The organism is Pseudomonas sp. R3-41, from assembly GCF_054161485.1.
Window position 1 is genome coordinate 6,573,446 of record NZ_CP096421.1, and the last position, 17,533, is coordinate 6,590,978.

Here is a 17,533-nt window from a genome sequence, read left to right on the forward strand (position 1 = left end):
GATAGCCACCATGACCACCTGGCCCGGCCCAGGTGCACAACAATAGCGAGCCCACTTAAGCAGAGGGCATTACCTCATGGATAGCAGAACCCTACGCAACCTCATGCGTATCGTGCAGACCGGCTCGTTGTCGGCAGCAGCCGAGCATTCGTGCCTCACGGTGCAGGCGTTGGCGGCGCAATTGAACAAGGTCGAGGAACAGTTCGGTTTCCGGTTGTTCCGGCGTTCGAACAAAGGCCTGACGTTGACGAGCCAGGGCTCGGAACTGACGCCCTTCATGGACCAGGTGCTGGTTGCCACCCGACAATTGGAAGAAAAAGTCGCAGCGCTCAAGACGCCGCGACAGCGCACGCTCAAAGTGGCGCTCAATACCACCCTGCCGACGGAGTTCAACCGGCGGATGATCGATCGGTTGATCGCTGTATTCCCCCAGTATCAGCTGGAATTCAGCTATGCCGAGTCGATGGAGAACCTGAGCAAGCTCAAGAACGAAGATTTCGATCTGGCGATCCTGATCGGGCAGCAACAGGGCGGTTTTACCAGCATCACCATGCCGGATGTGCAGGTGCGCGTGGTCGGTGCCCATTGTGGCGACGAAGACGACTCCCTTGGTTTGCTCGGCGACAAGTTTCAGGTGCGTCCGGCAGAAGAATGTCCGTATTCCCACAGCTTCCTGCGTTTTCTCGACGCTGGCCTGGGCGAATACGGGTCGAGCCAGCGCATGGTGTATTCCTGCAGTGAGACGCTGACGCTGTCGTTGATCACGCAGCTCGATGGCCTGGGGCTGGTGTCCCGGGAAGCGGCGCTGCGCAACGGCCTGGCGATTTTTCCGGACTTCGAGGACTTTCTTGAAGTCCGCCTGGCGGTGAACAATGCGGAGTTGTCTGGCCAGGCGCTGCACGATGTGGTGGACCTGAGGCTACAGGAACGAGCCGAGCGCGATGTACGCCGCCGTGCCCAGCGCCACACTGAGAAACAGGTTGCGGCTGAAATACGCACATAACAGCGTCGGAATCGCGGCATAAAACTCAGGGCGATCGAGTTGTATCTGCTGGTCCTTGATCAACAATGGCGTCAGGCTGATGGCAGCGACGATCGCCACGGGCAGGTATTCCAAGGCACGGGCGACGAAGGGCGGCCAGTGGTCGGTATTGATCTGCAACGGCAGGGCGCGCGGCAGGAAGGTCACGGCCATCATCAGGACCACGACCAGGATCAGGAACGTTTGGTCAGGCATACGCCTACCCCGCAGCCAACGAACGTGGCGATGAAGACGTTGAACGGCGAGTTGCCCAGCAGGCTCAGCCCGCCCATGCAGACGACAGCCGCCAGGGCCGCGATCAGTTTGTTGCGGGTGTCGCACAACGAAACCAGCACATAGAGCATCATCGCCGTCAGGGCATAGTCGAGTTGGTATTTGATGAGGTGCGCCGCGTATTGCGCACACACTGCGCCCAGCAAGCCACCGAGCACCCAGGATGTATGGCAGAACAGGTTGAAGCCGACCAGGTAGCGCACGCTCACCGGCGCCCCGCTGCCGAGCTTGACGCTGTGGAACGCGAATGACTCGTCCGTCAGCCCCGCCGCGTAGCACCAGCGTTCGAAACGACTGAGCCCCAGCGCGCGCAGGGCCTTGGCCATGTAGACCGACATCAGCATGTGCCGCGCATTGATCAGGAACGTGGTGAGCACGATGGTGGTCAGCGAGGCACCGCTGGAAATCAACGCCAGCGCTGCGAATTGCGAAGCGCCCGCGTAGACGAACAGGCACATCGCCACCGGCAACCACAGGGGCAGCCCGGCGTTGACCGCCATCAGACCGAACACAAACGAAACCGTGAAATAACCCGCTACCACCGGACTGGCTTCAGCAAAGGTACGCGAGGCTTGTGGTTCGACCGCCAGCGGCTGGCTGGAAGTCTTGTTCATAAATCCCTCTCGAAGGTGATTTCACCCCGAGGCTCACAGAACCCCTGAGCGGCCCAGAAACGCTTGCCGGCCAGATTAGCATCGTCGACGAAAAGGAACATGCGCAGCACGCCCACCCGCTTCATGTCTGCCGATGCCGCTTCGACCAGACGCTGGCCCAGGCCTTTGGTGCGATGGTGCGGGCTGACCGCCAGGTGATTGATCGTGCCGCGGGTGCCGAGCATGCCGCCGATCACCGCGCCCACCACTTCACCGCTCGCATCGATGGCCAGGTACGCGGTGGTGGTGTCCTGCAACAACACGCCGCGCAAGAATCGGGCATCCTGCCATTCGCAGAACGACACTTCGTCGAAACCGCGAAAGAATCGCTCCAGCCGCTCGGCGTCCCGGACCATGGCCCGACGCAACAGGACTTGCTGCGTCAGGTCGTCCATGGGTTCGAGCCGTTCAGCGAACAATGTCGAAAGCGGTCCCGGGCCGCGAGAAGGAAATGGCGAGGATCTGCCGGTACGCCATGTCATGGCTATGGGTGTTGCGCGCCGGGGTTACGTAATGGCGCATGTCGCGATCCAGGAAAAACGTGGTGTCGAGAATGTCCTCGTAAGTCGTCGCCGCCAGTTGTTCTTCCTGGGCGGTGTACAAGCGGCTTTCCGCCCCCGCCACATTCTGACGACCCCAGAAGTGCACGCCGCTGAACGGATAACCGTCGCAGTGAATCCCTTCAGGGGTGATTTCCAGCTGTTTGCCCGGTTTGATCTCGATGCGGATCTGATGGATCTGGCACTGCCAGATTTCATCGTGCAGTTCCTGCGGCAGGACGTTCTTGTACACCTCGAAGTCCGTGTCGATCAGGCTGCGCATCACCGGCGAGTTGATCACTTCGTTGGAGAAATCCTCGAAGTGCCGCTCCAGTCCGCCGACATAGCTGTTGTTGGCCTTGGACTGAACGTAGGCCCGGTGCTCGAGCTGCTTGAGCTCACGGGTCGTTGGGTTGTATTCGAAGTCGCTGTAGCGGCGAAAACGCATGCCTGACTCGGCCTGGCCGTAGTAACTGTCGGGCTCCATGTTTTCCCAGCTTTTGGTCAGCCGGACAAAGTCGCCGAAATGACCGTAGAGGTTGAAGTCCCCACCGCGAACGTTGACGTATTTGTCACGTCTCAGCGCTTCGCCCACTTCCCTGTTCAGAACGATCATTTTTCATAGGTCTCCACTGCGTTGAGCGGCCTAATCTAGTAGGTGCAGGATTTACGTCCATGAGAAAGTATTTGAGGCATTTCAAGCGGCGCTTGAAACGGCGGGCAACGTTACATAAAGACGACTTTTTCTCGGGGAAACAGGCGATTCCAGCGGCTTTTCTTGAGCTAAAAGCAAAAAGAACCCGAGCTTGGCGTCGCCATGCTGTTCACTTCAGGCAGGCATGAATCAACGGTGGCGAGGGAGCTTGCTCCCTCGCCACCGTTATCGACTTACAACCTGATCAGGCATCAGAAGACGCTGATCGGATAATCCACGAACACCCGCAGCTCATTGCCGCTGACGTTGTACTCGCTGGATTTCTGCGACACCCGCAACACAGAGCTGCGCAACCTGACACTCAAGTCCTTGGCCGGGCCGTTCTGGACCACGTACTTGAACTGGTTGAAGATCTCGCGCTCGGTCCCGCCTTCGCTGGTGGACGTGGTGATGTTATCGCCACGTACGTAAGCGACGTTATAGGTCAGGCCCGGTACGCCGAAGGTGGTGAAGTCCAGGCCGTAGCCCAACTGCCAGCTGCGCTCGTCCTCAGCGTTGAAGTCGGACCAGTAGGAGTTGGCCAGGTAGATCGTGTTACCGCCATCACCCACACGGTTCTGCTCGCGCTGATAGCCGCCGTAGGCGTAGCCCAGGTTGCTGTCGCCGGTGCTGCGCTGATGGGCGAGTGTGAAGCTGTGAGGGCCGGTGGCGAAAGTAGCGGCCAGGCTCCAGATCTTGTTGTCGTCGCCGGTGACGTTGTTTTCACGAACGTAGCTGTCGTCCAGCTTGGTGCGATAACCGTTGAAGTCCAGGGTCAGGGATTGATCCTTGGCCAGTGGGAACACGTAGTTGGCGTTTACGTATTGCTTCTTCAATACGTCTTCGACATCCGAGGCGTAGAGCGAAGCCTTGAACTGCTCGGTGAATTGATAGCTGCCGCCCAACACGTTAATCGATTTCAGGCCACCGCTGTCACGGCCTTCGGCGCTCTTGCGCGATTCGGCGGTGAAACGGCCGGCGTTCAGTTCCAGCCCCTTGATCTCCTTGGAGGTGATCAGCGTGCCGGTGTAGCTTTCCGGCAGCAGGCGCGAGTTGTCATAGCTCAGCACCGGCAGGGCCGGCATCTGGTCACCGTAGGCCAGTACGGTATTGGAAACGCGGAACTTGACCGCCGCACCGAACTTGGACAAGTCATCGGCCGCGCTGCCGCTGTCGCCTTGCTTGAAGAAATCGATGCCTTGCGCACCGCTACGCCCCTTGCCGCCATCCAGACGCAACGCGTACAGGCCAAAGGCATCGACACCCACGCCCACCGTGCCTTGGGTGAAACCGGACGAGAACGTACCGATGGCCGCCTGGCCCCATTCGGCCTTGTCTTCTCTGCCGTCCTTGTAGTCGCGGTTCATATAAGCGTTGCGCAACAGCACTTTCAAGCTGCTGTCTTCAACGAACCCCTTTGACTCCGCCTGGTCATTGGCCATGGCGTGTGTCGTGCTCAAGATCCCCAGTGCGATCAAACTAATGCGCTTGTTCAACATGATTATTTTCCTTGTACGGGTTGATACGCACCGCGGCGAGCAGCCGAAATGGCGCTTTGCGCTCTTTTTCGGACTCTTGCTCCTGGAAATAATGAAAAGGCCCGCCCACGAGTGATCGTGTCGGGCCTTTTTATTATTTAAGAATCATGGCTGTCAGCCACAGGCGTAGGGCGAATCCTAGTCGCGCCCTTAAGAGCGTGTCAATTTCGTGAATCGTCTTTAATTAGGCAAAAAATGTCTAAGAACATTCAAAACGAACAACCATCCAAACCGCAAGTGGCTGATGGCGCAGAGGCCTGCTCCGGCAGGGCTTGCTTCAACCATTGGGCGAATGCCTCGGGCTTACCCAGCCAAGGACCGATGTCGATCAACGAGAACTGGCCGTCCTGCTCCAGAGCCAAGGTTGGAAAGCCCTGGCCGCCAACCTGGGCGAGCAAGGCGCGACTGGCCTTGATATGCCCTTGCACATCAGCCGCGCGGAACGCCGCCAGGAACGCCTGGGCCGGCAGGCCAATGGATTGAGCGAGCTCCAGCAGGACGGTTTCGTCCGCAATGCGCCGCCCTTCGACGTAGTGTGCGGTTTGCAACCGTCCTAGCAGTTCCAGGCCATGGCCGCCGAGCTGTTCGGCCGCAAGGACGGCGGCGGTCGGCGGCGCCGAATCGAACACCGCGCTCTGATCGCGCAGCAAACCGTCGAAATAGGCCTCGCCAAAGGGTTGCCCGGAGTATTCGGCGATGCGCCGGTCGTGGGGCATTACATAATTGCGCAGTTGTGGCGAGACCTGCTGGCGATTGGTACCGGTCATCATGCCGCCGCCATGGGCGATCACTGGCATTACAGCCTGGGCCGCCTGCACCAGCGGCTTGGCGCCGTAGCACCAACCGCACAGCGGGTCGTAGAGGTAATGGAGAGTGGTCATGGAAAACTCCGCTAGCCATGGGGATTCGATGGCAGCAGGGTAGCCTCGCGAGCGCTGCGGAAAAACGCCGGAACGGCTTTCAGTGTGTTTCGTGGATCGGGCGAATGCCCAGAATTGAACACCATCCTCTGTGGGAGCGGGCTTGCTCGCGAAAGCGGTGTGTCAGTCACCGCATAGGTAGCTGACCCGACGCCTTCGCGAGCAAGCCCGCTCCCACAGGGAAATTGCATCAATCCACAAATCCAGCGGACACAAAAAAAGCGCTGCCATCCCGGCCAGCGCTTTTTATCAATCCGTCGAATTCTATCCTTGCATCACATCCCACAGCGCTTCCAGCTCAGCCTCGCTGAACAGGCCAGCGGGGTAGCGCTCAACGATCATCCGGCGCGGATCAGGTTCTCTGATCTGACGCGTTCCGTTGGACTTCAACCACTGCGCCAACGCTTGAAGCGACTCACCATTAACGGCCAAGGGATGGCATGTGCGCTCGCTTGTCATATTCATTCCAGCGCCCTCTCCTGGTTGATGAGCGGCTAATTTATCCAAGGTTTATGACAAAACAACTCAGTTCCCTTCCCCGGAACTGCTGCTGATCCAATACAAGAGCTATGCCAATCCATCCCTGCCCACCCACGAACGGACACAAAAAAACCCGCGACCCAATCGGGCCGCGGGCTTGCCGGGATGGATCCAAAATCACCGGTTTAGAGCCGGCGCTGGCGATATCACCGTGCTGTTACATCGCCACTCACTTTGTCCGCGGCGCGGGTTGCTGTTGGGTAAGGCAATGGATATTGCCGCCGCCCAGTAACAGTTCGCGTCCTGGCACCATGGCCACTTCGTGCTGCGGGAACAGGTTCTGCAGGATGTCCCTGGCCGGTGCATCCAGCGGGTCGTCAAAACTCGGCGCGATGATGCCGCCGTTGACGATCAGGAAGTTCACATAGGAACCGGCCAGTCGCACGCTTGGGTTGCGTTCCTGGGAACCCTCCACCGCATCCACGCCAGCGCATTCCTCTGCGGTGGCATACAACGGCCCCGGGATCGGCATTTTATGCACTGTAAACGAGCGCCCCTTGGCATCCGTGCTGTTTTGCAGCACGTCCAACGCCGCGTGGCAGCGGGTGTAGTTCGGGTTTTGCGGGTCGTCGGTCCAGGCAAGCAGGACTTCGCCAGGCCGTACGTAACAGCAGAAGTTATCCACATGACCGTCGGTTTCGTCATTAAACAGACCGTCCGGCAGCCAGATGATCTTATCCACGGCCAATTGCGCACTGAGCACCGCCTCGATCTCCTCACGGCTCATGTGCGGGTTGCGATTGCGGTTGAGCAGGCACTCCTCGGTGGTGATCACGGTGCCTTCGCCATCCACATGGATCGACCCACCCTCGAGCACGAAACCTTCGGTGCGATAACGTGGGCTGCGCTCGAGCTCGAGGATTTTGCCAGCCACTTGCGAATCACGGTTCCACGGCGCGTACAGGCCGCCGTCAAAGCCGCCCCAGGCATTGAAGTCCCAGTCGATACCGCGCACTTCACCGCTGTCGTTGATCACGAACGTCGGGCCGGTATCGCGGACCCAGGCGTCGTCGCTGGACATTTCCACCAGGCGGATATTCGGCACGTCGAGGCGCGCCCGGGCATTTTCGTATTGGCTCGCGGACACCGCCACGGTCACCGGTTCAAAACGGGCGATGGCCTTGGCGACCGCCACGTGGGCAGCCTGTGCGGGCTTGCCGCCCAGGCGCCAGTTGTCCGGGCGCTCGGGCCAGATCATCCAGACCTGGGTCTGGGTCGCCCATTCGGCAGGCATGTGGAAACCATCCGCGCGCGGAGTGCTGTGCAACGTTGTCATGGGTCATCTCCTGGGCGATAGGCAGTGGTCACTTTATAGACGATAAATATCGACTAATAAAGTCACAAAAACCAAAAGCAATCAAAAAACCTCTTAAAACATCGACAAAAATCGACAAAAATCGATTTTATGACGAGAAAACCTGTGGGAGCGGGCTTGCTCGCGAAGGCGGCGGCACATTCAGCATCAATGCCATCTGAACCACCGCTTTCGCGAGCAAGCCCGCTCCCACAGGGGGAATACAGCTTCACAGCTCGGCATTCCAGATCGATTACAGCCCCTCGTCCAATACCTTCATCAGCATATCGACAAAGAAATCCACACTCTGGCGCGTAGTCACCATCGGCGGTTTGATCTTGAGGATGTTCAGGTAATCACCCGTCGGCTGCATGAAGATGCCCAGCTCCCGCAAGCGATTGCACAGCACAGTGGTTTCCTCGGTGGCCGGCTCCAACGTGTCGCGGTCGCGGATCAGCTCCACGCCCAGGTAGAACCCTGAGCCGTGCACTGCGCCGACCAATGGATACTGATCGATCAAGGCCTCCAGTCGAGCCTTGAAATGCCCGCCAACCACCCGGGCGTTTTCCCAGAGATTGTCTTCTTCCATGACATCCAGCACCGCCATGCCGATCTGGCAACTGACCGGGCTGCCGCCGGCCGACGAAAAGAAATACCCCTCGGCCTCCAGCGCCTCGGCGATTTCCCGGCGAGTGATGACCGCGCCCAGCGGCTGGCCGTTGCCCATGCCCTTGGCCATGGTGATGATGTCCGGCACCACGCCTTGCTCTTCGAAGCCCCAAAAAAATTCGCCCATGCGCCCGTAACCGACCTGCACCTCGTCGGCGATGCAGACCCCACCGCGCTCGCGCACCATCGCGTAGACCTGCTTCAGGTAACCGGGCGGCAGTGCGATCCCACCGGCGTTGCCGTAGACCGGCTCGCAGATGAAACCGGCCAGTTGGCGTTTGCTCTCGGCAATTTTCGCCAGGTTGTGTTCGACGCTGCGCACGTAGTCCGGCGCACTGTCGGGGCCGCGGAATTCGCCGCGATAGGTGTTCGGCGCGGTCACCGGGTGCACCCAGTCCGGGCGACTGCTCAGGGCCTGGGGGTTGTCGGCGATGGAGGTGGATACCGCATCGGCGGCCACCGACCAGCCGTGGTAAGCCTCCAGCACGCTGAGCATGTCCCGTCCGCCGCTGTAGGCCCAGGCCAGGCGGATCGCCAGGTCGTTGGCCTCGGTGCCGCTGTTGACCAGGAACACTCGGTCCATGTTGGAGGGCGACAGCGCCAGCAGGCGCTCGGAAAACTCGGCAATCGCCGCATAGTGGAAACGCGAGTTGGTATTGAGCAGCGACCATTGCCGGGCAGCCACCGCCGCCATGCGTGGATGGCCATGGCCCAGCACCGCGACGTTGTTGAGCATGTCCAGGTAGGAGCGCCCCTGCATGTCGATCAGGTGGTTGCGCCAGCCACGCTCGATGCGCGGCGGATCGACGTAATAGTGTTTCTGCGAACGGGCAAAGCTCGCATCGCGACGAGCCAGCAGCGCCTCGGGATCGGTCTCCGGCTCGGCATCGCACGCCAGCCCCAGCAGCATCGCCGGCGAAGGGCAAAGCGCCTGCCAGGCCAGGGCCCTGGAGGGCGTGCAGAACAGAGGCGGATTCACGTGGGCGCCCCGGCACAACTGGACACACAGCGACCCCGTCACTTCGCCCAGCACCTGCCCCTTGACCAGCGCCGCGCCGGAATGCAGCGGCGACGTCACCCCCCACAAGCGCACGCTCAACTGTGCACTGTCCAGTTGCAACATGCCGTCGGCAGACGTGTGCACAACCCCGGCGAACGGAGATTCGAGCGGCGTTCCCCGCGGCACACTCAACGCCACGTGCAAGGGATAAGTGTCGGGTTCGACGGCGCTGTCCGGCCGAGTGCGAGACAAGCGGTACTGCCCATAGCGACTGGCCGCCAGGCCGTGAATACCCGCGGCTTCATCCAGCAGGCGCTGGTCGATCCCCGACTGCTCCCAATTGCCGGCCTCGAAATGCGGGCTCAGCACCCCCAGGTCGATCAGGGCGAACTCGCGCCCTACCAGGGTCGGTAAGAGTGGCGCAAAGCCCTCGCTGGCAATGGCTGGCAGGTTGTGGCCGACGGCGGTGAGAATCGCCGCTTCCATGAGTTCGAAGGGCACCGAATGGGCGACGCGGAAAATCTCCCACTCATGGGCCAGGTTGTCGCGGCTGTAGTGGTTGTCCGGGTCGATGGAAACCTGCTGCTCACCGCTGAGCACCAGCACTGCGGCGCGCGCCACGATCAGCGGCCACAGCGCCAACAGTTCCTGGCGCTGCAAGGGGTTGACCGCGTGGTAGGCCTTGATCGCCGGCAAGATAAAGAACGGGTCGCCGTCGGCGTGATGCAGCAGGGCTGCGCACGTCACCGACAAGTCAGTGATGCGCCAGGTACGGATCAGGTCGCCGAAATCGATAACGCCCTGCAATTGCCATTGGCGCTGGGCATCGCGCTGCCAGACCACGTTGTCATCAGTGATGTCCATGTGGATCGCCTGCACCGGCAGGCTGGCCTTGAGCGGCTGCAAGCGCCGCTCGGCCTGTTGCGCGACCTCGGCGACCCGATGCCGTCGTGTTTCATCCTTGATGACAGGCAGCAGGTAATCGACCAGGGCCGGGGCGTGGCGCGCGTCCCATTGCAGGGTGCGCTCCAGGCCCGGGTGGTCGAATGTGGCCAGGGCCAGGTCCATTTCCGCGCACAGGCTGCCCAGGCCAATAACAAGCTCGGGGGGCAGGTGCTTGAGCTGCGTGAGGGACTGGCCGTCGATGTATTCCAGCAGACGCATGTGAATCGCTTGGCCGTCGACGTCCAAGGTCAGCAGGTCCTGGCCATTCATCGCCGCAATGACCCGCGGCACTTTCACCGCGTCGTGTCCGGCCAAGTGCTTGAGGGCGGCATGTTGGGCCTGGATTTCCTGGACAGCGTAGTCGCCGTGGCAAATTTTCAACACAAAGCGTCCGCGCTCGCTGTCGACGCGGTAGTTGAGGTCCTGGTTGCTGCCAAGGGGTCGCAGGTCGCCGCTGAGTCCGTAATTCGAGCGCAACAGCACCAGCGCTTGCTCGGCGCTGATCTGTGGGCTTGGCAAACTGGCGCGGTGAACCAACGTAGCGAGTGGCATACAACGACCCCTGAGGTGGTTTTGTTCGGATGCCTATCTCGCCACCGAGTCGGGGGATAAGCAACCCCCCTGTTCAAAAATATGCACAGCCCTCCTGGGAAGCTGTATAGGAGGCTGTGTCCATGGGATATTCGCTTGCACCGCTCCCGCCATGCCGACAAGCTATGCTCCTACGCTTTGTCGTACCACGGAAAAAGGCTTACCCGGATGCGCATTCTCATCACTGGCGGTGCTGGCTTCATCGGCTCGGCGCTCATACGGCACTTGATTCTCGATACCGAACATCAGGTCCTGAACCTCGACAAGCTGACCTACGCTGGCAACCTCGAGTCTCTGAGCAGCATCGATCACGACAGCCGCTACGAATTCGTCCAGGCCGACATAGTGGATCAAGCGGCTGTCAGTGCGGTGCTGGCGCGATTCCAACCTGACGCCATCATGCACCTGGCGGCCGAGTCCCATGTGGACCGCTCCATCGATGGCCCGGCGGACTTCATCCAGACCAACATCGTGGGCACCTACAGCCTGCTGGAAGCCACCCGCGCGTATTGGCAGGCTTTGGCAGAACCGCATAAGCGCGCGTTTCGTTTCCACCACATCTCCACCGATGAAGTGTATGGCGACTTGCACGGCGTGGATGACCTGTTCACCGAAACCACTGCCTATGCCCCAAGCTCCCCGTATTCGGCGAGCAAGGCGGCGTCCGATCATCTGGTCCGCGCCTGGCAACGCACCTACGGCTTGCCTGTGCTGTTGACCAACTGCTCGAACAACTACGGGCCGTTCCACTTCCCCGAAAAACTGATTCCCCTGGTGATTCTCAACGCGCTGGCCGGTAAACCGCTGCCGGTCTACGGCAACGGCCAGCAAGTGCGCGACTGGCTGTTCGTCGAAGACCATGCCCGGGCGCTGCTCAAAGTCGTCACCCAAGGTGCGATCGGCGAGACGTACAACATCGGCGGGCACAACGAGCAGAAAAACATCGACGTGGTGCGCAGCATCTGCGCGCTGCTCGAAGAACTGGCGCCACGCAAACCCGAAGGCGTCGAGCACTATGCCGACCTGATCAGCTTCGTCCAGGACCGCCCCGGCCATGACCTGCGTTACGCCATCGACGCCAGCAAGATCGAACGGGAACTGGGCTGGACACCTCAAGAAACCTTCGAGACCGGGCTGCGCAAGACGGTGCAGTGGTATCTGGAAAACCTGCTGTGGTGCCAACGGGTCCAAGACGGCAGTTATCAGGGCGAGCGCCTGGGCTCGCTCGACCACAAGGATGCAATCGCATGATGAAAGGTATTGTCCTGGCCGGCGGTTCCGGCACCCGCCTGCACCCGATTACCCTCGGGGTTTCCAAGCAGCTATTGCCGATTTATGACAAACCGATGATCTATTACCCGATCTCGGTGCTGATGCTCGCGGGTATCAAGGACATCCTGGTGATTTCCACTCCCCAGGACCTGCCGCAATACCGCAACCTGTTAGGCGACGGTCAGCAGTTTGGTGTGAATTTCAGCTATGCCGAGCAGCCGTCGCCCGATGGTCTGGCCCAGGCGTTTCTGATCGGCGAGCAGTTCATTGGCAGCGATTCGGTGTGCCTGATCCTGGGCGACAACATTTTCCACGGCCAGTATTTTGGCGAGCAACTTCGGACCGCCATCAACCGACCGAGTGGCGCCACGGTGTTCGGGTACTGGGTCAAGGACCCTGAGCGATTTGGCGTGATCGACTTCGATGCAGAAGGGCGGGCGATGTCCATCGAAGAAAAACCTACCGCACCCAAATCCAGCTACGCGGTGACCGGCCTGTATTTCTACGACAATGATGTGATCGAGATCGCCAAGGCCATCAAGCCATCCAAACGCGGCGAACTGGAAATCACCGACGTCAACAATGCGTACCTGCAACGCGGCGACCTGCACGTCGAGCGCTTCGGCCGTGGTTTCGCCTGGTTGGACACCGGCACCCACGACAGCCTGCTGGAAGCCTCGCAATACGTACAGACCATCGAACATCGCCAAGGCCTGAAAGTGGCATGCCTGGAAGAAATTGCCTACCAGCAAGGTTGGGTCAGCCGCGAGCACATCCTTGAGCGCGCCCAGTATTTTGGCAAGACCGGCTACGGCCAGTACCTGTTCAAGATCGTCGGAGAAACACGTTGAACGTCATCGCCACCCGTTTGCCGGACGTCTTGATCATCGAACCGAAAGTCTTCGGTGATGATCGGGGGTTTTTCTACGAAAGCTTCAATGCCCGGGCATTTGCCGAGGCGACCGGCAGCACCCTGCCGTTCGTCCAGGACAATCACTCACGCTCCACGCGGGGCGTGCTGCGGGGCCTGCACTACCAGATCGAACAGGCCCAGGGGAAACTCGTGCGCGTCACGGCGGGGGAGGTGCTGGATATCGCGGTGGACATTCGCCGCAGCTCGCCGACCTTCGGCCAATGGGCGGGCGTTCGCCTGTCGGCGCAAAACCATCGGCAGCTGTGGGTGCCGCCAGGGTTTGCCCACGGTTTCGTCGTGCTCAGCGAATCGGCGGACTTCCTCTACAAGACCACCGATTACTACGCGCCCTCAGCTGAACGCTGCATCCGCTGGGACGATCCGCAACTGGCCATCGATTGGGCGCTGGACGACGCGCCGATCCTCTCGGCCAAGGACCAGAACGGCAAGGCCTTGCACGAGGCAGACCTGTTCCCATGAGTACTTCCTTGCGCATCCTGATCATCGGCCGCAATGGCCAGGTTTCCCGAGCGCTCCAGTCGCGCCTGAGCGGCATGGGCGAGTTGCTCGTACGCGGCAGCGACCAGCTTGACCTGGCGCAGGCGGATTCCTTGCGCGCCCCCATCAAGGCCCTGAGACCCGACGTGATCATCAATGCCGCCGCCCACACGGCCGTCGACCAGGCTGAGAGCGAGCCGGAACGGGCGTTCGCCATCAATGCCACGGCGCCGGGCATCCTGGCCCAGGCAGCGGCCGAACTGGGCATACCGTTGATTCACTACTCCACCGACTACGTCTTCGATGGCCTCAAGCCCACCCCCTACACCGAGGACGACACGCCCAACCCGCTGAGTGTCTACGGGCGCAGCAAACTGGCCGGCGAAAATGCCATCCGCCAGGCTGGCGGCCAGCACCTGATCCTGCGCACCAGTTGGGTGTATTCCACCGAGGGCCGCAATTTCCTGTTGACCATGCAGCGCCTGTTGCAGGAAAAACCGCAGCTGCGGGTGGTTGCCGATCAGATTGGCGCACCGACCTGGGCGGGCACCATTGCCGACAGCACCGTCCAACTGATCGAACGCTGGCAGAGCGGTCAAACCGGAGCCTGGGGCACCTATCACCTGACCGCCCGGGGGGAGACGTCCTGGTTCGGTTTCGCCCAGGCCATCGGCGAAAACCTGCTCGAGCGACACAAGCCGTGCGCGCTACTGGAGCCCATTGCGTCCAGCGACTATCCGACGCCGGCCCCTCGACCGTTGAACTCGCGCCTGGATTGCAGCCGCCTGTCCACGGAATGGGTGGTGAGCCAGCCCGACTGGCGAAGCGCGTTGCAGCGGTGTCTGGCCGGACAAGCCTGGTAAGGCCTTACAAATAGTATTTGCGAGACAACTAGGCATAATACGCCTGACACCACAGGCGCCCCATGTTCATGAATTCCACCCTTCCTCGCAGACCCCGTTGGCGCAGCCTGGCCTTGCTCGCGCTGTGCCTGGCGCCGTTGCTGTGGCCGTTGGAGCACCTGGCCGAGCGTTATTACCGCAGTGAGCTGGCCGGCCAGAACCGCCAGACCCTGGACCTTTACGTCGCCAACCTGCTGGGCACGCTGCACCGCTATGAAGTGTTGCCACAGATCCTCGGCGAGCTGCCGGCCTTGCGCGCCACCCTGTCGGCCCCGGACGACGGCGTCACCCAAGGCAACGCCAACCGGCTGCTGAAAAACATCAGCGCCCAGACAGGCGCAGAAGTCATGTACCTGATGGACCCTTCCGGCAAGACGCTGGCCGCGTCGAACTGGGACAAACACGACAGCTTCGTCGGGCGCAATTTCGCCTTCCGGCCGTACTTCATCGAAGCCATGGCCGGGCGCCTGGGGCGTTTCTTCGGTTTGGGCACGACGTCGGCCAAGCGCGGTTATTTCTTCGCGGCCGCCGTGCACGACCGCGAAAAAGTCATCGGCGTGCTGGTGGTCAAGGTCGACCTCGACCACACCGAAAGCCTATGGGGCAAGACCCCGGAACAATTGCTGGTGACCGACCACAACGGCGTGGTCATTCTCACGTCGCGCCAGGAATGGCGCTTTCGCGCGACCCGGCCGCTCAGCGACGACGAGCGCAAGGCCATCAGCGCGGTACAACCTTATCCAACCCGCGACCCCAAGCCGCTGAACCTGGATGCCAACGCCTGGCTGCCCCAGACCCAATCCATCGAAGAAACCGGCTGGAGCGTGAGCATCCTCGCCCCGCGCACGCTGATCGACCGTCCCGTGCGTACCGTGGTTGCCACCGGTGGCGCGGCCTTGCTGGTGTTGATGCTGTTGCTCGGGTTGATGATGCAACGCCGGCGCCACTATCTGGACCGGATCGCCTTCGAAGCCAAGGCCCGCCAGGAGCTGGAGGGCCGGGTGGCCGAACGGACCAGCGACCTGGAAGGACTGAACCGGCGACTGAGACAAGAAGTGCTGGAGCGCGAGCAGGCCCAGCAGGAATTGGTCCGGGCCCAGGATGACCTGGTGCAGGCCGGCAAGCTGTCGGCCCTGGGCACCATGTCGGCGAGCATTAGCCACGAGCTCAACCAGCCACTGGCGGCGATTCGCAGCTACGCGGAAAACGCCGAGATCCTGCTTGACCACCAACGCACCGAAGACGCCCGCGGCAACCTCAAGTTGATCAGCGAACTGACCGGGCGCATGGCATCGATCATCGCCCACCTGCGCGCTTTCGCCCGTCGCGACCGTCATGCCCCGGAAAGCGTCGCCCTGCAGCCGGCGCTGGACGATGCCCTGGCGCTGCTCGCCAAACGCCGGCGCAGCATGGAAGTGGAGCTGATCCGCGACTTGCCGGCCGCCACGCTGTGGGTCGAGGCCGGCGAAACCCGCCTGCGCCAGGTACTCGGCAACCTGCTGGCCAACGCCCTCGATGCGCTCACCGAGAAGGGCCCGCCGCGCAAACTCTGGATCAGTGCCCAGGCCACCGACACCGGCGCCAACCTGTACATCCGTGATAACGGTCCAGGGTTTTGCATGGAAGCCTTGGGCCGCGCCGGCGAGCCTTTCTACACCACCAAGACGCGCACCCAGGGCCTTGGCCTCGGGCTGGCGATCTGCGACACCCTGATGCGCGCCTTTGGCGGCGAATTGTCGTTCGCCAACCACAAGGAAGGCGGCGCCCTGATTACCCTGAAGCTGCGCGCCGGTGCGCCCGGGGTGAGCCTGCAACCGTCCGAGGACCGAAGTGTATGACCATCGACAACCGGATTGAGGTGGTGCTGATCGATGACGATCCCCATCTGCGTCAGGCCTTGAGCCAGACCCTCGACCTGGCCGGCCTGAAAATCCTGCCCCTGGCCGAAGCCAAGGGCGTGGCCGGGCAACTGTCCCGTGACTGGCCGGGGGTGGTGGTCAGTGATATTCGCATGCCGGGCATGGACGGCCTCGAACTGCTGGGCGAACTCCAGGCGCAAGACCCGGAACTGCCGGTGCTGCTGATTACCGGCCACGGTGATGTGCCGCTGGCGGTGCAGGCGATGCGCGCCGGGGCCTACGACTTCTTGGAAAAACCGTTCGCCAGCGATCATCTGCTCGACAGCGTACGCCGCGCCCTGGCCTTGCGCCGCCTGGTGCTGGACAACCGCAGCCTGCGCCTGGCCCTGAGCGATCGCCATGAACTCAGTGCCCGCCTGGTCGGCCAATCGACCCCAATGCTGCGCCTGCGCGAGCAGATCGGTGCGCTGGCCGCCACCCGTGCCGACGTGCTGATCCTCGGTGAAACCGGCGCCGGCAAGGAGGTGGTCGCCCGCGCCTTGCACGACCTCTCCGGCCGGCGCAACGGCCCCTTCGTGGCGATCAACGCCGGTGCCCTGGCAGAGTCGGTGGTGGAGAGCGAACTGTTCGGCCACGAACCCGGTGCTTTTACCGGCGCGCAGAAACGCCGCATCGGCAAGTTCGAGTTCGCCAACGGCGGCACGCTGTTCCTGGATGAAATCGAGAGCATGAGCCTGGATGTCCAGGTCAAGCTGCTGCGTCTGCTGCAAGAGCGCGTGGTGGAGCGGCTGGGCGGCAATCAACAGATTCCCCTGGATATCCGTGTCATCGCCGCGACCAAGGAAGACCTGCGCCAGGCCGCCGACCAGGGGCGTTTTCGCGCCGACCTGTATTACCGCCTCAACGTCGCGCCGCTGCGCATACCGCCGTTGCGCGAACGGGGCGAGGATGCGCTGATGCTGTTCCAGCATTTCGCCAACGAAGCCAGTGCCCGACATGGCCTGCCGCCCCACGAATTACAGCCGGCGCACCGGGCGTTGCTGCTGCGCCACAGCTGGCCGGGCAATGTGCGAGAACTGCAGAACGCCGCAGAACGCTTTGCCCTGGGCCTGGAGCTGGCCCTGGACAACAGCGCGCCCGACGGCAACCCTGGGGCACCGGTGGAACTGGTCAGCGGTGGCTTAAGCGAGCAGGTGGAAAACTTCGAGAAAACCCTCATCGCCGCCGAATTGGCCCGCCCCCACAGCTCGGTGCGCAGCCTGGCCGAGGCCTTGGGCATTCCCCGCAAGACCCTGCACGACAAGTTGCGCAAGCATGGCCTGACCTTCGGCGACAGCAGCCAGGGGTCGGCCGATGAATCCGATTGAATTATCGTCACTACCCTGCCAAGC

The 17,533-nt window shown here is 61.7% G+C and carries 16 protein-coding genes; 7 read left to right on the forward strand and 9 right to left on the reverse strand.

Going from position 1 to position 17,533, the window contains the following annotated elements; translation table 11 throughout:
- The first annotated feature begins 76 nt into the window (after positions 1–76).
- Positions 77–1,003 (forward strand): LysR family transcriptional regulator, encoded by a 927-nt coding sequence (locus M1D99_RS28420; RefSeq protein WP_458131141.1) that lies wholly within the window; start codon positions 77–79, stop codon positions 1,001–1,003.
- Here M1D99_RS28420 and M1D99_RS28425 read toward each other — a convergent pair.
- The 9 genes from M1D99_RS28425 to M1D99_RS28465 form a co-directional block, all read right to left on the reverse strand.
- Complete coding sequence (locus M1D99_RS28425; protein ID WP_186707272.1) at positions 920–1,237, reverse strand: AzlD domain-containing protein; 318 nt, start codon at positions 1,235–1,237, stop codon at positions 920–922. The two genes, M1D99_RS28420 and M1D99_RS28425, sit on opposite strands and share 84 nt — an antisense overlap.
- Positions 1,216–1,929 carry an AzlC family ABC transporter permease gene (locus M1D99_RS28430; protein WP_186707273.1) on the reverse strand — a complete coding sequence of 238 codons (714 nt, stop codon included), beginning with the start codon at positions 1,927–1,929 and terminating at the stop codon, positions 1,216–1,218. The genes M1D99_RS28425 and M1D99_RS28430 overlap by 22 nt, the downstream gene beginning before the upstream one ends.
- Entirely contained in the window at positions 1,926–2,363 is a 438-nt protein-coding gene (locus tag M1D99_RS28435) for a GNAT family N-acetyltransferase (protein ID WP_434573011.1), read from the reverse strand. Before M1D99_RS28435 ends, M1D99_RS28430 begins: the two co-directional genes overlap by 4 nt.
- Positions 2,364–2,376: 13 nt before the next feature.
- Positions 2,377–3,123 (reverse strand): 2OG-Fe dioxygenase family protein, encoded by a 747-nt coding sequence (locus tag M1D99_RS28440; protein WP_186707275.1) that lies wholly within the window; start codon positions 3,121–3,123, stop codon positions 2,377–2,379.
- A 290-nt stretch (positions 3,124–3,413) separates the two neighbouring features.
- Positions 3,414–4,700 (reverse strand): OprD family porin, encoded by a 1,287-nt coding sequence (locus tag M1D99_RS28445; protein ID WP_434573013.1) that lies wholly within the window; start codon positions 4,698–4,700, stop codon positions 3,414–3,416.
- 248 nt (positions 4,701–4,948) lie between these two features.
- Positions 4,949–5,620: a DsbA family protein gene (locus M1D99_RS28450; RefSeq protein ID WP_458131142.1), complete on the reverse strand. Its 672-nt coding sequence runs from the start codon at positions 5,618–5,620 to the stop codon at positions 4,949–4,951.
- Positions 5,621–5,923: 303 nt separating this feature from the next.
- On the reverse strand, positions 5,924–6,124 hold the full coding sequence (locus tag M1D99_RS28455) for a hypothetical protein (RefSeq protein WP_057449186.1): 201 nt from the start codon (positions 6,122–6,124) through the stop codon (positions 5,924–5,926).
- A 244-nt stretch (positions 6,125–6,368) separates the two neighbouring features.
- Entirely contained in the window at positions 6,369–7,475 is a 1,107-nt protein-coding gene (aguA, locus tag M1D99_RS28460; RefSeq protein ID WP_458131143.1) for an agmatine deiminase, read from the reverse strand.
- Positions 7,476–7,746: 271 nt separating this feature from the next.
- The gene (locus M1D99_RS28465) at positions 7,747–10,659 is read right to left on the reverse strand and encodes an aminotransferase (protein ID WP_458131144.1); all 2,913 of its coding nucleotides are present in this window, start codon (positions 10,657–10,659) and stop codon (positions 7,747–7,749) included.
- 207 nt (positions 10,660–10,866) lie between these two features.
- Between M1D99_RS28465 and rfbB the strand changes: the two genes are divergently transcribed.
- The 6 genes from rfbB to M1D99_RS28495 all read left to right on the forward strand — a co-directional run bounded on the left by rfbB (position 10,867) and on the right by M1D99_RS28495 (position 17,509).
- Complete coding sequence (rfbB, locus tag M1D99_RS28470) at positions 10,867–11,949, forward strand: dTDP-glucose 4,6-dehydratase (RefSeq protein WP_458131145.1); 1,083 nt, start codon at positions 10,867–10,869, stop codon at positions 11,947–11,949.
- On the forward strand, positions 11,946–12,821 hold the full coding sequence (gene rfbA / locus M1D99_RS28475) for a glucose-1-phosphate thymidylyltransferase RfbA (protein WP_458131146.1): 876 nt from the start codon (positions 11,946–11,948) through the stop codon (positions 12,819–12,821). Before rfbB ends, rfbA begins: the two co-directional genes overlap by 4 nt.
- Positions 12,818–13,363 (forward strand): dTDP-4-dehydrorhamnose 3,5-epimerase, encoded by a 546-nt coding sequence (gene rfbC, locus M1D99_RS28480; protein WP_458131147.1) that lies wholly within the window; start codon positions 12,818–12,820, stop codon positions 13,361–13,363. The genes rfbA and rfbC overlap by 4 nt, the downstream gene beginning before the upstream one ends.
- Positions 13,360–14,244, forward strand: coding sequence for a dTDP-4-dehydrorhamnose reductase (gene rfbD, locus M1D99_RS28485; protein ID WP_458131148.1), 885 nt, complete (start codon positions 13,360–13,362; stop codon positions 14,242–14,244). The genes rfbC and rfbD overlap by 4 nt, the downstream gene beginning before the upstream one ends.
- A gap of 68 nt (positions 14,245–14,312) precedes the next feature.
- Positions 14,313–16,121, forward strand: coding sequence for a sensor histidine kinase (locus M1D99_RS28490; protein ID WP_434573030.1), 1,809 nt, complete (start codon positions 14,313–14,315; stop codon positions 16,119–16,121).
- Complete coding sequence (locus tag M1D99_RS28495; RefSeq protein WP_458131149.1) at positions 16,118–17,509, forward strand: sigma-54-dependent transcriptional regulator; 1,392 nt, start codon at positions 16,118–16,120, stop codon at positions 17,507–17,509. The genes M1D99_RS28490 and M1D99_RS28495 overlap by 4 nt, the downstream gene beginning before the upstream one ends.
- Positions 17,510–17,533: the final 24 nt, after the last annotated feature.

Excerpts from the sequence above, each read along its gene's own strand:
- M1D99_RS28420 (WP_458131141.1), top strand. The coding sequence starts at position 77 with ATGGATAGCAGAACCCTACGCAACCTCATGCGTATCGTGCAGACCGGC.
- M1D99_RS28425 (WP_186707272.1), bottom strand. The coding sequence starts at position 1,237 with ATGCCTGACCAAACGTTCCTGATCCTGGTCGTGGTCCTGATGATGGCC.
- M1D99_RS28430 (WP_186707273.1), bottom strand. The coding sequence starts at position 1,929 with ATGAACAAGACTTCCAGCCAGCCGCTGGCGGTCGAACCACAAGCCTCG.
- M1D99_RS28435 (WP_434573011.1), bottom strand. The coding sequence starts at position 2,363 with ATGGACGACCTGACGCAGCAAGTCCTGTTGCGTCGGGCCATGGTCCGG.
- M1D99_RS28440 (WP_186707275.1), bottom strand. The coding sequence starts at position 3,123 with ATGATCGTTCTGAACAGGGAAGTGGGCGAAGCGCTGAGACGTGACAAA.
- M1D99_RS28445 (WP_434573013.1), bottom strand. The coding sequence starts at position 4,700 with ATGTTGAACAAGCGCATTAGTTTGATCGCACTGGGGATCTTGAGCACG.
- M1D99_RS28450 (WP_458131142.1), bottom strand. The coding sequence starts at position 5,620 with ATGACCACTCTCCATTACCTCTACGACCCGCTGTGCGGTTGGTGCTAC.
- M1D99_RS28455 (WP_057449186.1), bottom strand. The coding sequence starts at position 6,124 with ATGAATATGACAAGCGAGCGCACATGCCATCCCTTGGCCGTTAATGGT.
- aguA (WP_458131143.1), bottom strand. The coding sequence starts at position 7,475 with ATGACAACGTTGCACAGCACTCCGCGCGCGGATGGTTTCCACATGCCT.
- M1D99_RS28465 (WP_458131144.1), bottom strand. The coding sequence starts at position 10,659 with ATGCCACTCGCTACGTTGGTTCACCGCGCCAGTTTGCCAAGCCCACAG.
- rfbB (WP_458131145.1), top strand. The coding sequence starts at position 10,867 with ATGCGCATTCTCATCACTGGCGGTGCTGGCTTCATCGGCTCGGCGCTC.
- rfbA (WP_458131146.1), top strand. The coding sequence starts at position 11,946 with ATGATGAAAGGTATTGTCCTGGCCGGCGGTTCCGGCACCCGCCTGCAC.
- rfbD (WP_458131148.1), top strand. The coding sequence starts at position 13,360 with ATGAGTACTTCCTTGCGCATCCTGATCATCGGCCGCAATGGCCAGGTT.
- M1D99_RS28490 (WP_434573030.1), top strand. The coding sequence starts at position 14,313 with ATGAATTCCACCCTTCCTCGCAGACCCCGTTGGCGCAGCCTGGCCTTG.
- M1D99_RS28495 (WP_458131149.1), top strand. The coding sequence starts at position 16,118 with ATGACCATCGACAACCGGATTGAGGTGGTGCTGATCGATGACGATCCC.